Consider the following 13,987-nt stretch of genomic DNA (forward strand, 5'->3'; position numbering starts at 1 on the left):
CAGGTAGGGGTTTTGTCTTTAAGTAGGAACTACAGAGATTCGCAGGCACGTCGATGACGGGCCAGCACACAGAATTTCTTGACGACCATAGAGCATTGGAACCACCTGATCCCATCCCGAACTCAGTAGTGAAACGATGCATCGCCGATGGTAGTGTGGGGTTTCCCCATGTGAGAGTAGGTCATCGTCAAGATTCAAACAAAAAAGCCCCTGTCTGCGCTGCAGACAGGGGCTTTTTCTTTTGGGGGGTTTAAACACCCCCAATGACTACCTTCTGATAAGCGGTTGTCCCGCTGTGCGCTTTAGAACTGGTAGCTCACTGTGGCGCTCACATTACGCTCTTCGCCCATGTAGCAGTAATTCAAACTGGCGCACGAGGTGATGTATCGCTGATTGGTCAGGTTGTTGGCATTCAGACGAACATCCAAGCCCTTCAGACCCAGCTTACCCATGTCGTAGCCCAACGAGGCATCAACCAACGTGTAGGAAGGCACCTTGCGGCTGTTCTCTGCATCTGCCCAGCTATGCCCCACATACCTCACGCCGCCGCCCAACCTAAGCCCGTCGAGCGCGCCTTGCCGGAAGTTGTAGTCGGCCCACAGCGAGACCATTTGCTCCGGGGCTTGGGTAGGCGAATTGCCTTTGTTGTCCAGACCGCTGGATACAAGGCTAGGCATCGATTTCGAGTACTCGATGTCGGTGTAGGTATAGCCACCCAGCAGTTTCAAGTTATCAGTGACCTGCACATGCGCTTCCAACTCCAACCCTTGCGAGCGCACTTGACCGACAGGCCTGTAGAAGTCTTCATCCGGTTGCTTGGAGGCCAGGTTCTCCTGCTCGATACGGAACACAGAGGCGGTGTACAGGTTGTCGCTACCAGGTGGCTGGTACTTGATACCGGCTTCCCACTGAGTGCCCTCGGTAGGAGCAAGCGGTTTTCCGTCTTGATCGGATACGGTATTCGGGTTGAAGGACTCGGAGTAGCTCACATACGGCGCCAGGCCATTCTCGAAGAGATAGAGCACCCCAGCGCGAGTCGTGAAGTTGGAACGCTTGTCACTGACCCTGGTATTGGTATCACGATTTTCCTCGGATACCTTGACCCAATCCTGGCGCAGGCCCAGTGAGAAGCGCCATTGATCCAGCTCCACCAGATCCTGCAGATAGACACCCGTCTGTTGCAACCGGCGTTGGTATCGGTTTTCACCGAGCACCTGCAGGTTGCCATTACCATACTGCGGGTTAGACGCATCCAGCGGATCTACAGTGCCATAACGCCACGAAACATCGGCTTTGCGGCGCTGGTAATCCGTGCCCAGCAGCAGGGTGTGCTTGGCAATGCCGGTGAAGAATTCAGCCTGGACCATGTTGTCAATGATGTAGGAGTGCAGCCGCTCATCACCCCCGGTGTAAGCTCGGTTAAGGACGGTACTGTCGGCATCTGCCCAACCTGCCGAATACACCTGGTCCATCGATACGTCCGAGTCCTGGTAGCGGAAGTTCTGCCGCGCGGTAAATACATCGTTGAAGCGATGCTCGAACTGGTAACTGAACGACTGCTGGGTGCGCTCGTAATTGTCGATGCCCGGCTCCCCTTCGAAAAAGTGATCCGACAAGCGTACCCCATTACGCTTGCTCAGCATCCCGTCTGCAGGATTACCGCCGTGATACCCCCCGTTTGGATCATGCTGCAAGTAGGCCTGCAGGGTCAGCGATGTGTCTTCGCTGAAATCGATGCTAAGCGACGGAGCGATGGCGTAGCGTTCTTCCTTGTTGTGATCGAACTGAGTATCCGAAGCGTCTGCCAAACCGGTCAGGCGATAGGCAATACGCTTGTCTGCATCCAACGGGCCGCTGGTGTCGAAGCCCAGCCCGCGCTGACCTTGGGTACCAACCGACGCTTGAACTTGATGGAAAGCGGTGAACACGGGCTTTTTGGTGGTCAGTGCGACCAATCCACCCGGTGAGCTACGGCCATAAAGGACCGAAGAGGGCCCTTTCAAGACATCGATCCGTTCCAGGAAATAGGGGTCGACCTGCATCGTGCTGTAGGTGCCGTTGTCCCCCATGGACTTGAGGCCGTCTACGTAGATGTTATCCACCGACCCGTCATTGAAACCTCGCATGGCCACGTAGTCATACCGGTGCGTCGCGCCATAGGGGCTGGTCATCACCCCTGGGGTATAGCGCATGGCTTGGGCGACGGTTTGAGAACCTTGGTCGTCGATCTGTTGCCGGGTTACCACCGAAACCGATTGGGATGTCTCTACCAGTGCCAAGCTGCTTTTAGTAGCGACCTGGCTGTGGGTGGCGTTATAACCCTCCATGCTCCCCAAGGCATTGCCCAGGGTGAAACCTCGAATGTCCGTATCGGGTAACGCCAGCGCAGCTTCCGCTGGCTGAGCCTGTACGATGAAGGTCCGGTTTCCTTGATCCAACGCCGTCAAGCCGCTTCCTGCCAACAGCACCCCTAACGCCTGCTCAGCCGAGTACTGTCCGTGAAGGCCTCTGGACTGCAAGCCTTGAGTGAGTGCCGGCGTACTGGAAAGCGTGATGCCCGCCTGACGAGCAAATTGATTGAGCACTTCATCCAGGGGCCCAGGCGCAATTGCATAAGTCGAGCTGACCAGTGAGGCATCAGCGGCGAGTGTGATGCCAGGCACCATGGCCAATCCAAGTGCCGTACCCAGCAAGGCAGCGCGGATGGCATTGCTTAGCAAATCTGAGTGCAAGACAGGTCGAAAATCATTCGCGCCAAAGGCGTACAGTTTTACCGGGTTGGTTGACATGAAAGGGTCCGTAAAATGTGCAGGAGATTCTTCTCACTGATCTAGCCGGATACGCGGCCAAAACCCGACACATTAGGAACAGGCTTTGCTCACCAAAGTCTAGGCACGACCCAGCGCTTCCACGCGCACCCACCATCGCGTTAAATGACGGACTTGAACGGGAAGCGTGGTGGGCAGCAATTGCAGGAGATGTTCTGGATTCTGGAGGCGGAATACCCCGGACAAACGGAGCTCAGCAATGTCATCGCTGCAGGTGAGATAACCGCGGCGGTATCGGCTGATCTGCGTCAGGAAATCCCTGAGCAACATGTTCTTGCCCACGATGAGGCCTTCGGTCCAGGCCATCGCGTCCATCCCTGAAGGCGTCACCTGCTCGGCACCGCTGGCGGTGACGCGCCATTCTCCACCTGGCTCGAGCCATTGGATCAGGCCGGTGCTCTGGCTGCGAGTGAATACTCGCCCCTCACTGACGACCACCCGTAGGCAATCGTCCTCGATACGCCCCACGAAGCGCCCCCCGACGGTTTGCAACGCTGCGGTATTCGTGCGCAGAGTGACTGGAGGTTGTCCAGGAGCTGCCTGTCGACAGTCCAGCATGACCTCACCCCGCTTGAGGTCGATCGACAATTGCTGCCTGTTGAAGGCCACGTCCACGGCACTTCGGGTATTGAGTTGTAGCCGAGAGCCGTCGGGTAAGGTCACGTCTCTGCGCTCACCCGTGGCTGTCGCGTAGTCGGATGACCAGGCCTGTACCACACTCAAGTCCTTGCTCAGCCATGCTGCCGATCCGAACACGGCAACGGTGCCCAGCAGCTTCAACGCCTGTCGCCGCTCAAGGCGCCGATGACTGGCCTCCAGTGTCTGCAGCGCAACCCCCGCAGCGGGCACGTGGCGCAGGTCCAGGTCCTGTTCCAAATGCAGCACGCGTTGCCAGGCCAGCTCGTGGGTCGCAGCCTCTGAGCGCCACTGCGCGAGACGCTCGTTCAAAGCCGGATCCTCACCACTGTGGCGAAGTTTCAGCATCCACTGGATGGCTTGTCTGACCGTCTTGGCGTCGGGATGCGGGCTAGGCATAACCGGTGTCATTACGCTTCGTAGCGCAGCAGGTAGCAGTGATAAAGCGCGTCAGCAATGTAGCGCTCCACCGTTCTCACCGATACGCCCATCTGCTGTGCAATTTCCTGATGCCGCAGGCCCTCGCATTGGGCTAGCAGGAAAGCAGTGCGAACCTTTGGCTTGAGGCCATCGAGCATCTTGGCAATGCGTTCAAGCAACTCCAGCAGCAGCTCGCGGGTCTCCACATCGGGCGTGTTAGCCTCCGGCACCAGCGCCAGCGCTTCCAGATAGGCTTTGTGCAGTTCCTCTCGACGCCAGTGGTCGATGATCAACCCGCGCGCCACCGTGCGCAGAAACGCCCTGGGCTGTTGTATCTGCAGATGCTCGCGGCGTTGCAACAGCCGCATGAAGGTATCCTGGGCCACGTCAGCAGCGTCGGCCGCATTGCCAAGCCTGTGGCGCAGCCAGGTATGCAGCCAGCCATGATGAGCACTGTAGAGGTTTTGCACGAGATCGTTGCTAGGCATGAGATACAGCTATCAGGGCTTAAATGATAATTAGTCTCATTGTTTCGCCCGGCGCGAGATTTTGCAACCTACCTGTCGGTCCCCAAGCCATTCAGTGCGAGCGCTGGCTGTCCAAGTACCTTCGAATGGTCACGGCTGCGCTGTTGAGGTGCTGCTCCAATACCGCAATTGCATCGCTGACACGTTTGGCACTGGCGGCATCGACCAAGGCCGTGTGATCGTCTTGGGTGAGCTTGCCCAGGCCCATCGACGAAAGATGAAAGCGTAGAAACCGCTCCTCTTGCATCAATTCGTTATCGATCAGGCGCAGCAGTTTATGGTTCGCTGCCTTGCTATAAAGCACCATGTGAAGCTCACGATTAAGACGAGCGATCTCGGCATGTCGTGTTTCGTTTTCCAATTGCTGGATGCAACTGCGGGCCTTGGCGATGTCTTGCGCCGTCAGAAGCGGAATGGATTGACGCAACGCCTCGCTTTCGAGCAGAACACGCAAGTCGTAGGCATCTGCCGCATCCTCGCCTATCAGCGGCGCAACGACTGCGCCCTTGTGAAGCTCCACGTTCAACAGTGACTGCGCTTCCAGTTGACGCAGCGCCTCACGCACGGGCATACGGCTGACGCCATAAAGTGTCGCCAACTCCTGTTGCCTGATTGCCGTTCCGGGTGGCAAACGACCCTCGAGAATGGCACTGCGCACGCGTTCTTCAATAACGCCGCGGGCCAGATGTGGCAGCAACTGTTCACTGTTCAACACGCTGCTCAGTTTGATTTTGTTGCCCACGCAACGCCTGCCTTAAACGATTACCAAAGTTGGATCCAATGACACGGTTATAGCGGTATGACGTGTCAAATGCTGGCCTCTACTGGGGGCATGCCCCAGGGCGCGGCTATGGTGGATGAAGTTGCTCTGCAAAGGAAGTGACATGACCCGCGCGGCAAGCGTTGATCCGGCGTACTCCGACACAGAGGCCGATGATCGCGATGTGCCATTGTCTTTTGCGGTGTCAGGCCGCACCATCGCTTCTTTCGACTGGCCTGGACAGTGCTTGGCAGTGGCGATCACCCCGATGCTCAAAACCGTGCTGCACCGAGTTGCCCTGGCTGCGCTGCTGGGTGGCCTGCTGCTGGGCGGTTTGCATGCCGACTGGGATTTCGCCCAGATCAGTCGCCAGTCTCAAGCGCTGTACGGGCCATTGGGGGAGGGCAAAGCGCGAATCGATGCGTGGCAGAACCTCATGGCCACCCAGAAGCAGGGGACTGAGCTTGAGCGTCTGCAGGTGGTCAACCGGTTCTTTAACCAACAATTGCGCTACGTCGAGGATATCGATCTGTGGCACGAGGTCGATTACTGGGCAACACCGGTCCAAGCACTGATAAAAGGGGCTGGCGATTGCGAGGATTACGCTATCGCCAAGTACTTCAGCCTCAGGCGCATGGGCATCCCCAGCGAGAAACTGCGGATCACCTACGTCAAGGCCTTGCGACAGAACCGGGCACACATGGTACTGACCTATTATTCAACGCCCCAGGCGCAGCCGTTGGTGCTCGACAGCCTGATGGACGCGATCAAGCCGGCCAGCCAGCGCCCCGACCTGTTGCCCGTCTATGCCTTCAACGGTGAAGGCCTATGGCTGACAGGCGCCGGTGGCAACAAGAAAGTCGGCGACACCAAGCGCTTGTCGCGCTGGCAGGACCTATTGAAAAAAATGCAGGCCGAAGGCTTCCCGGCCGAGCCGGTTTACTGAAGGAGCACAGATGTCACTGTTCAAACAATTGCTGTTGGCTATTTGCCTGTTCCTGGTAGTGGCGTTCACCGGCAGTTTCATGGTCAGCCTGGAGAGTTCGCGAAGCCAGTATGTCAACCAGCTCCGCTCGCATGCACAGGATGCAGCCACTGCGCTGGCCCTGTCGCTTACGCCCAATATCGATGACCCTGCCATGGTCGAGCTGATGGTGAGTTCGATCTTCGACAGTGGCTACTACGCCAGTATCAAAGTGGTGGACCTGGCTTCCAATACGGTGCTCGTCGAGCGCCATGCCGAACCAGACCCTGGGGGCGTACCCCGTTGGTTCGTTCACCTGATCGGTCTGGAAGCTGCCGGTGGCGATGCGTTGGTCAGCCGTGGCTGGCAGCAGGCGGCACGCGTCGAGGTCATCAGTCACCCCATGTTCGCCATTGCCAAGCTCTGGCAAAGCGCGTTGGGCAGCCTGGGCTGGCTACTGCTCTGTGGTGCCGCCAGCGCCATTCTGGGGGCGTTGCTGCTGCGCCGGCAGCTCAAGCCGCTGGACTACATGGTCGAACAGTCCCATGCCATCGCCAGGCGTGAATTCCTGAGCCTGCCTGAACTGCCCCGCACACCCGAGCTCAGGCGCGTCGTCCAGGCCATGAACCAGATGGTCGAAAAGCTCAAGGCACTGTTCACCGAGCAGGCCGAGCGCAGCGAGCGGTTACGCGCCGAGTCCTATCAAGACACCTTGACCGGTCTGTCCAACCGTCGCTATTTCGAAATGCAGCTCAATGCTCGGGTCAGCAACCTTGAGGAAGCACGGGCAGGCTACCTGTTGTTACTTCGGGTTCAAGGCCTGGCGGGCCTCAACGCGCGTCTGGGTGGCCAACGCACGGATCAGTTGCTGCAAGCCGTCGGTGAGCAATTGCGCCGCGCCTGCGCAAGCTTCCCGGAAACCAACGACCTGATTTCCCGCAGCCGGGGTGGTGAATTCGCCGTGCTGGCACCTGGCATGGTGCATGAAGAAGCCATACAGCTGGCCCAGGCGCTTGAGGCTACGCTGCAGAGCCTGCATGAGACGGGGGCCACCGATATTCAACCGGTGGCCTGCATCGGCTTGGCCCCCTTCAGCCCGGGCGACGCGCCTCCAGCGTTGCTCAAACTGGCTGATGAAGCCCTGGCACGCGCGGAGAACCAGCCAACCCCGGGTTGGGTCTGCCTGGAGCAAGGCGTCGCTGCCGTGGCTGCCGACAGCCAGCACGACTGGCATGAGCGCCTCGACCAGGCCTTCAGCAACGGTCACTTCGAGCTGTTTTTCCAGCCGGTGGTCGATTGTGCAACCGCCCAGCAGGTGCTGCACCACAAGGTGATATCCCGCCTGAAGGATCGACAAGGCGAGGCGCTTCCAGCCGGTCGATTCCTCCCTTGGCTCGAGCGCTTTGGCTGGATGCCAAGGCTGGACCTTCTGGTGCTGCAGAAGGTGCTGGCGCACATGCGTGGCCACGACCAGGTGCTGGCGCTGAACCTTTCCGCCGCTACCTTGGCGGACGCCCAGGCGCTGCAACGCATTTTCGAACTGCTCAGCCAGAACGTCGCCCTCGGGCCGCGTCTGGTGTTCGAAATCGGTGAAGAGCAGCTACCTGACCAGCCGGCGTTGGAGAAATTGACTCGAAGGCTGCACAGCCTTGGCTTCGGCCTGGCACTGCAACGCTTTGGCGGACGTTTCAGCATGATCGGTAACCTGTCCCACCTTGGATTGGCTTACCTGAAGATTGATGGCAGCTACATCCGTAACATCGACCATGAACAGCACAAACGCTTGTTCATCGAGGCGATCCAGCGTGCCGCGCACAGCATCGATCTGCCTCTGGTGGCCGAGCGCGTGGAAACCGAAGGTGAGCGCGCAGTGCTCTGCGAAATGGGTGTAGGAGGCATTCAGGGGCAGTTGGTGGGTGAGCCTGCCCCTTGGGCGCACGATAAGCGCTGACCTGCAGAAATGAGGGCCCGCACGCAAGGCCGTGCGGGCACACCCTCAGCGTTCGCGCAAGGCCTCGGAGCGGGCCTTCATGATGGGCTTGAGCAGGTAGCTCATGATGGTCTTCTTGCCGGTCATGATATCGACCGTTGCCACCATCCCGGGAATGATCAGCAGCGGCTTTTCATCGGTGCCCAGATGACTGCGATCGGTACGCAGCTTAATCAGGTAGTACGTGGTCTTCTTGTCTTCGTCGGTGATGGTATCGGCGCCGATCTGCTCAAGCTTGGCCTTGAGTCCCCCGTAGATGGTGTAGTCGTACGCGGTGAACTTGACCGTGGCTTCCTGGCCTGGGTGCAGGAAGGCAATGTCCTTCGGCAGGATCTTGGCCTCGATGACCAGCGTGTCGTCCAGCGGGACGACCTCGATGATGTCGCTGCCTGGCTGAATCACGCCGCCGATGGTGTTGACCAGCAACTGCTTGACGATACCCCGCACAGGCGAGGTCACCATGGTGCGGTGAACGCGGTCATCCAGCGCCTTGCTGGTAGCGGTCGCCTTGTTCAGTTCGGTCCGGGCTTCGTTCAGCTGGGTGAGTGCCTCGCTTCGGAACTTGCCGCGGGTCTCTTCGATCTTGCTCTGCACTTCTCGAACGGCCGCTTCGGCACGGGGGATGGCCAGCGACGTGGAGTCAAGCTGACCACGGTTCTCAACCTCGGCACGACGCAAGCGCAGCACCTCCACCTGGGAAATAGCACCCGTCGCGACCAAAGGCTCCGACATGCTGATTTCTTTACGCAGCAGCTCAAGGCTGTTGGCGTACTGCCCGCGCTTGGAGCTGTACTCGCGCAGTTCCTGCTGGCGCTGGACCAGTTGCTGTTGCAGTCCGCCAATTTCGTCCTGAAGCTGCTGGCGCCGACTCTGGTACAACGATTCTTCGCTGGCCGCTTGGCTAGGTGCGGCCTTGCGCAATTCTTCGTCGATCTCTAACGGCTTGCCGTCGACCTCTGCACTCAGGCGCTGAACCCGCAGGGCCATGGACAGCCGATCGGCTTCCGTTTCCCCCACGTTGGACGCGAAGCGGGTCTCATCCAGGCGCAGCAGAGGCTGCCCGACCTCGACGATCTCGCCTTCCTTGGCAAAGATTTCCGCCACGATGCCGCCTTCCAGGTTCTGGATTTTCTGCACCTTGGATGACGGGATGGCCTTGCCTTCACCACGCGTCACCTCATCGATGGGCGCAAAGCTGGCCCACACGATCAGGAACACGAAGAACAGGATGACGCCCCAGATCGTCAGGCGCACCACGCGCGGCGCGTCCTCGATAAGGGCCTTGTTGACCTCGGGCAGCGGCTGACCGCCCAACGAATCGCTGCCCTTGAAGTAACGCCGCAGGCCTTCCTTGAGTTGCCCGAAATCCAGCTTATGCGACACTGATCTGCCCCTTCTTCAACGCATCCATGACGGCCGCTTTCGGGCCATCGGCAACGATCTGCCCGCGATCGATCACGATCAGGCGGTCCACGAGTGACAGCAGCGATGCACGGTGAGTCACCAACAGTACCGTCTTGCTTTCCACCACGGCCTGCAAACGCTGCTTCAGGCGTTCTTCGCCGGTGTTGTCCATGGCGCTGGTGGGTTCGTCGAGCAGCAGGATCTGTGGGTTCAACAGCAATGCACGGCCCAGGGCCACGTTCTGCCGCTGCCCGCCGGACAGGTTCTGACCACGTTCGCCGACCTGCAGCTCGTAGCCGTCCGGGTGCAGTCGCGCGAACTCATGCACGCCTGCAAGCTCAGCCGCCTGCAAGATCATTTCGTCATCGATGTAGCGGGCCCCGCTGACCAGATTGTCCCGCAGCGTGCCCGCCAACAGCTGAATGTCCTGGGGCACATAACCAATGTTGTGGCGCAGTTCGCTGACGTCGATCTGGCGGATATCCACGCCGTCGACCAGCAATGAGCCGCCATCGGCCTCGTACAGGCCAACGATCAGCTTGGCCAGTGAACTCTTGCCCGACCCGCTGCGCCCGATGATCCCTACCTTCTCGCCAGGGCGGATGGTCAGGTTGATGTTCTTCAGCGCCATGTTCTGCTGGTTGGGGTAAGTGAAATCCACGCCGCGGAATTCCACGCTACCCTGCAATACCCTACGGCTGAGGGGGCGTTCTTCAAAGTTGCGCTCTTGTGGCAGCTCCATCATGTGGTCGGTGGACACCATGGTTACCTTGGCTTGCTGGTAACGAGCCAACAGGCCGTTGAGCTGCCCCAAGGGCCCAAGGGCGCGGCCGCTGAGCATGTAGCACGCCACCAGGCCGCCCATGCTCAAGTTGCCGTCGATGATCAGGTACACACCCACGCAGATCATCGCCACCCCTGCCAACTGCTGAATGAGCAGGGTGATGTTCATGGCCAGGCTCGACAGTACCTTGACGCGCAATTCCAGCCGGCTGAGGGTACCGAGCGTCTGTTCCCACATGTACTGCCGCTCGCTCTCGGCGTTGTTGACCTTCACTGCGTCCAGCCCTGCCAGGGTCTCGATCAGGCTCGACTGGCGCTCCGAGGCCAGCGCCATGGTCCGCTCCATGGTCGCCATCAGCGGCCGCTGCAGGGCATAGCCGATGCCCAAGGCCAGTGGGAAGGCGATGATCGGGATCCACACCAAGTGTCCGCCAATGATCGCGATGACGATCAGGATCAGCACCGTGAACGGCAAGTCGATCAGGCTAGTCAGCGTCAACGACGCCAGGAAGTCACGAAGGCCTTGGAACTCGTGAATGTTCTGGGCAAAGCTGCCTACCCGGGCCGGTCGATACTTCATCGACATGCCCACGATACGTTCGAATAGTGTCGCCGAAATGATCAGGTCGGTCTTTTTCCCTGCAAGGTCCAGACATAATCCGCGCAGGCCCTTGAGGATCAGGTCGAAGATATAGGCGCCCGCGATACCGACCGCCAGCACCCAGAGGGTCGAGGTCGCCTGGTTGGGAACGACCCGGTCATACACGTTCATGACGAACAGTGGCGCGGCCAGGGCGATCAGGTTGATCACAAGGCTCGCGGCGATGGCATCGATGTACAGCCACTTGCTGCGCAGCAGCGTGTCTCGGAACCAGGATTTGGCTCGGGGGATCAGGTTGCCATGGTTGACGTCGAATTTGTGCTGCGGCTGCGCGAAGAACACTCGCCCGCTGTAGTCATCCTGAAGCGTCTCACGGCGGACCTGAACTTCGCCGCCATCGCTTTCGCTCAGTAACAGCCGTGCAGTGTCTTCGTTTTCCCACCCGAGCAACACGGCACTGCGTCCGCCTTTTAGCAACAGGATCGCGGGCATGGCAATGCTTGGAATCTGCTCCAGCTTGCGCTGCAACAGACGGCCCTGCAGGCCGGCCCTGGCCGCCGCACGGGGCAGCAGCTCGGGGCTCAGGCGCTGTGCGGGTAAAGGCAGACCCGTGGTAAGCATGACCCGGCTGGCAGGTTTCTGGTGCAGTACACACAAGCTCAGCAGACTATCCAGCAAAGGATCGTCGTGCTGACTACGTGGGTCATGGTTGAGCTGGACTCGACTGACTTCTGATTCCACGCGGCGCTCTCTTCATCCTTGTGGTGGGTGGGGATGAGCTGGCCGCCGATCATTCGATGGCAGCAAACCCAGGCATTCAGTGGGGCAATGCATGTCGGCGCTCGGTAGGCATGCAGCGAGCGATGCAGTGTGTCGCCAATGGTCGCCTTGAATTAGGTGGTGAGTAAACAACTGTATCGGTCTCTTTACTACATGACGCTGATCAGCAGACAAACGTTTCATTTCTGAATCACGCTGCAATCCAGGCTTCAGGATGCTGGGATAGGCGCAGAGAAACGACATGTGACAGGCCTGCCGTTACAGCCTAGCTCAATGTCATTTATCAGGCGCTGGTTTGCTGGCGTTGGTGCGACCCGTGTTAGGTAAAATTCATCCAGGTAAATCCACTTCCGTTGTCGACTCTGGCCGATAATCGCAGGCGCGTTATAAGGCCTGTTTAGACGATTAGCGCATTCGGTCGTCGTTCATTCTACGGTGAAGCAGCCTGAAAATTGGCAACATCAAGGGGCGTCTCGGGCATGTAATCGGCAAGGTTTATGCTTACGAGTCTTGGAAATGTGGCGTCAATAAACAAAATTGACCTTCTATTGACGCTGTTGGTCCTATTGAGCCCGACGAACGGTTGAAAGGCATGTGATTTATGGCTGCTGTCATCACCTGGGCCCGCGTGCTCCGTGCCATTGCGCTGTTTTAATGACGCAACGCATTTGCTGTTGATTGGCCCTTGGCTAAGGTAAAAATATCAATGTGACATTACCTTGGTGATTGTTTAGGATGGCCGATATAAGGTCAATAGTTTGGCATAAGTCTAATTACATTTCGTCATAGACGGAATATTGACGCAATCAAGCGTCAAGAGATCATCGACATAATTCCTGTTTAGGTGGCTGCGGATGCCGCTCTGGCACAGAAGTACCCCAGCGGGTCACACGGAGAGTCCAATGAGCAGCGTTGTAGCCATCGTCAAAAGTATTGTCGGCCAGGTTATCGCGGTATCCCCTGAAGGCATCCGGCGTGTGCTCATAGAAGGCGATCGACTTCTAGCGGGTGAGCAGGTCCTTACCGGCCCGGGTGGCGCGGTGACGCTGGAGTTGGCAGATGGCCGATTGCTCGACCTTGGTCGTGATACCCAGTGGAGCGCAGACGCGCCTGACAGCAGTACCGATTTGGGCCAGGCCGCTGCCCAGGCGGCGCCGTCTGTCGAAGAATTGCAACAGGCGATCGCCGCAGGCGCTGACCCGACCACCGATCTTGAAGCCACGGCTGCCGGTCCGACTGCTGCGGGCGGCGGTGCAGCAGGTGGCGGCCACAGTTTCGTCATGCTGGAAGAAACGGCCGGCAGCGTTGATCCCACGATAGGCTTCCCTACCGAAGGCCTTGGTTTTGCAGCGGCGGCCGCCCCCGTGGAAGTGGCTGGAACGCAAACCACCGCTGACAACCGAGTCACCGCGCCGACAACTGGCACTACGGTTGCCACCACCCTTGTGGTCGGGGCCACGCCATCGATCAGCGAAGCGGGTGGCGTCATTGTCTATACCGCTACGGTTGGCCAGGCACCGGGCAGCGACCTTGTCATCACGCTGGCCAACGGCTCTGTGATCGTCATTCCGGCCGGGCAGACCACTGGCAGTGTCAATGTCGTGATCCCGCCGAATGACACGCCCTACATTGATGGTGGGCAGATTTCTACAACGGTCACCGGTACCAGCGGGGGCAGTGGCATTACAGTAACCCCACCGCAAGGGCCGTTGGTTACTGAAATTACAGATACCATCGATGTCACCACTGCAACGTTGACCGCCACTCCTTCGGCCACCGAAGGCGGCGTCATCACTTATACCGTGACGCTGACCAACCCGGCCCAGACTCCGGTGACTGTGACCCTGTCCAACGGCCAGGTCATCATTGTTGAGGCAGGTAAGACCCAGGGCAGCATCGACTTCCAAACCCCGGCAAACGACGTCTACAACAACGGTTCGACCGTAGGTGTGACCATCGACAGCGCTACGGGCGGTAACTTCGAACAGCTGACGCCGAATCCTGCGGCTGCGGTTACCACGATTAATGATTCGATCGACACTACCACTGCCACGCTGACGGCTTCGCCGAGCATGAACGAAGGTGGCGTGATCACTTACACCGTGACGCTGACCAACCCGGCCCAGACTCCTGCCACCGTGACCCTGTCCAACGGCCAGGTCATCACTGTTGAGGCAGGCAAGACCCAGGGCAGCATCGACTTCCAAACCCCGGCCAACGATGTTTACAACAACGGTTCGACCGTTAGTGTGACCATCGACAGCGCTACGGGTGGCAACTTCGAGCAGTTGACG

General features: G+C 58.9%; 9 protein-coding genes and 1 rRNA gene. 4 read left to right on the forward strand and 6 right to left on the reverse strand.

The window, feature by feature from the left end; genetic code table 11:
- Positions 1 to 77: 77 nt before the first annotated feature.
- A 5S ribosomal RNA gene (rrf, locus tag B2Y33_RS22420) occupies positions 78 to 193 on the forward strand.
- Positions 194 to 302: 109 nt separating this feature from the next.
- On the opposite strand, the gene B2Y33_RS22425 is transcribed toward rrf, so the two are convergent.
- From B2Y33_RS22425 to B2Y33_RS22440, 4 genes are all read right to left on the reverse strand, one after another.
- Entirely contained in the window at positions 303 to 2,666 is a 2,364-nt protein-coding gene (locus B2Y33_RS22425; RefSeq protein WP_049696790.1) for a TonB-dependent siderophore receptor, read from the reverse strand.
- A gap of 222 nt (positions 2,667 to 2,888) precedes the next feature.
- Positions 2,889 to 3,863, reverse strand: coding sequence for a FecR domain-containing protein (locus tag B2Y33_RS22430; protein ID WP_027915755.1), 975 nt, complete (start codon positions 3,861 to 3,863; stop codon positions 2,889 to 2,891).
- Between the two features lie 11 nt (positions 3,864 to 3,874).
- Entirely contained in the window at positions 3,875 to 4,372 is a 498-nt protein-coding gene (locus B2Y33_RS22435; RefSeq protein WP_027915754.1) for a sigma-70 family RNA polymerase sigma factor, read from the reverse strand.
- Between the two features lie 91 nt (positions 4,373 to 4,463).
- Positions 4,464 to 5,153 (reverse strand): GntR family transcriptional regulator, encoded by a 690-nt coding sequence (locus B2Y33_RS22440; RefSeq protein WP_027915753.1) that lies wholly within the window; start codon positions 5,151 to 5,153, stop codon positions 4,464 to 4,466.
- Between the two features lie 202 nt (positions 5,154 to 5,355).
- Between B2Y33_RS22440 and lapG the strand changes: the two genes are divergently transcribed.
- Both lapG and lapD read left to right on the forward strand, forming a co-directional pair.
- Positions 5,356 to 6,117 (forward strand): cysteine protease LapG, encoded by a 762-nt coding sequence (gene lapG / locus B2Y33_RS22445; protein ID WP_173645901.1) that lies wholly within the window; start codon positions 5,356 to 5,358, stop codon positions 6,115 to 6,117.
- Between the two features lie 10 nt (positions 6,118 to 6,127).
- Positions 6,128 to 8,086 carry a cyclic di-GMP receptor LapD gene (gene lapD, locus B2Y33_RS22450; RefSeq protein ID WP_027915751.1) on the forward strand — a complete coding sequence of 653 codons (1,959 nt, stop codon included), beginning with the start codon at positions 6,128 to 6,130 and terminating at the stop codon, positions 8,084 to 8,086.
- A 45-nt stretch (positions 8,087 to 8,131) separates the two neighbouring features.
- Here the strand turns inward: lapD and B2Y33_RS22455 are convergent, their stop codons facing one another.
- Positions 8,132 to 9,508, reverse strand: a complete 1,377-nt coding sequence (locus B2Y33_RS22455; RefSeq protein ID WP_023535148.1) for an HlyD family type I secretion periplasmic adaptor subunit — start codon at positions 9,506 to 9,508, stop codon at positions 8,132 to 8,134.
- Entirely contained in the window at positions 9,498 to 11,654 is a 2,157-nt protein-coding gene (locus tag B2Y33_RS22460; protein ID WP_288633462.1) for a type I secretion system permease/ATPase, read from the reverse strand. Before B2Y33_RS22460 ends, B2Y33_RS22455 begins: the two co-directional genes overlap by 11 nt.
- Positions 11,655 to 12,595: 941 nt before the next feature.
- Here B2Y33_RS22460 and B2Y33_RS22465 point away from each other — a divergent pair.
- Positions 12,596 to 13,987 (forward strand): retention module-containing protein (locus B2Y33_RS22465; protein ID WP_288633464.1); only part of this gene is annotated, 1,392 nt, incomplete at its 3' end.

The sequence above is a fragment of the Pseudomonas sp. UBA5666 genome, from assembly GCF_002420785.1.
GTDB classification, from domain to species: Bacteria; Pseudomonadota; Gammaproteobacteria; order Pseudomonadales; family Pseudomonadaceae; genus Aquipseudomonas; species Aquipseudomonas fulva.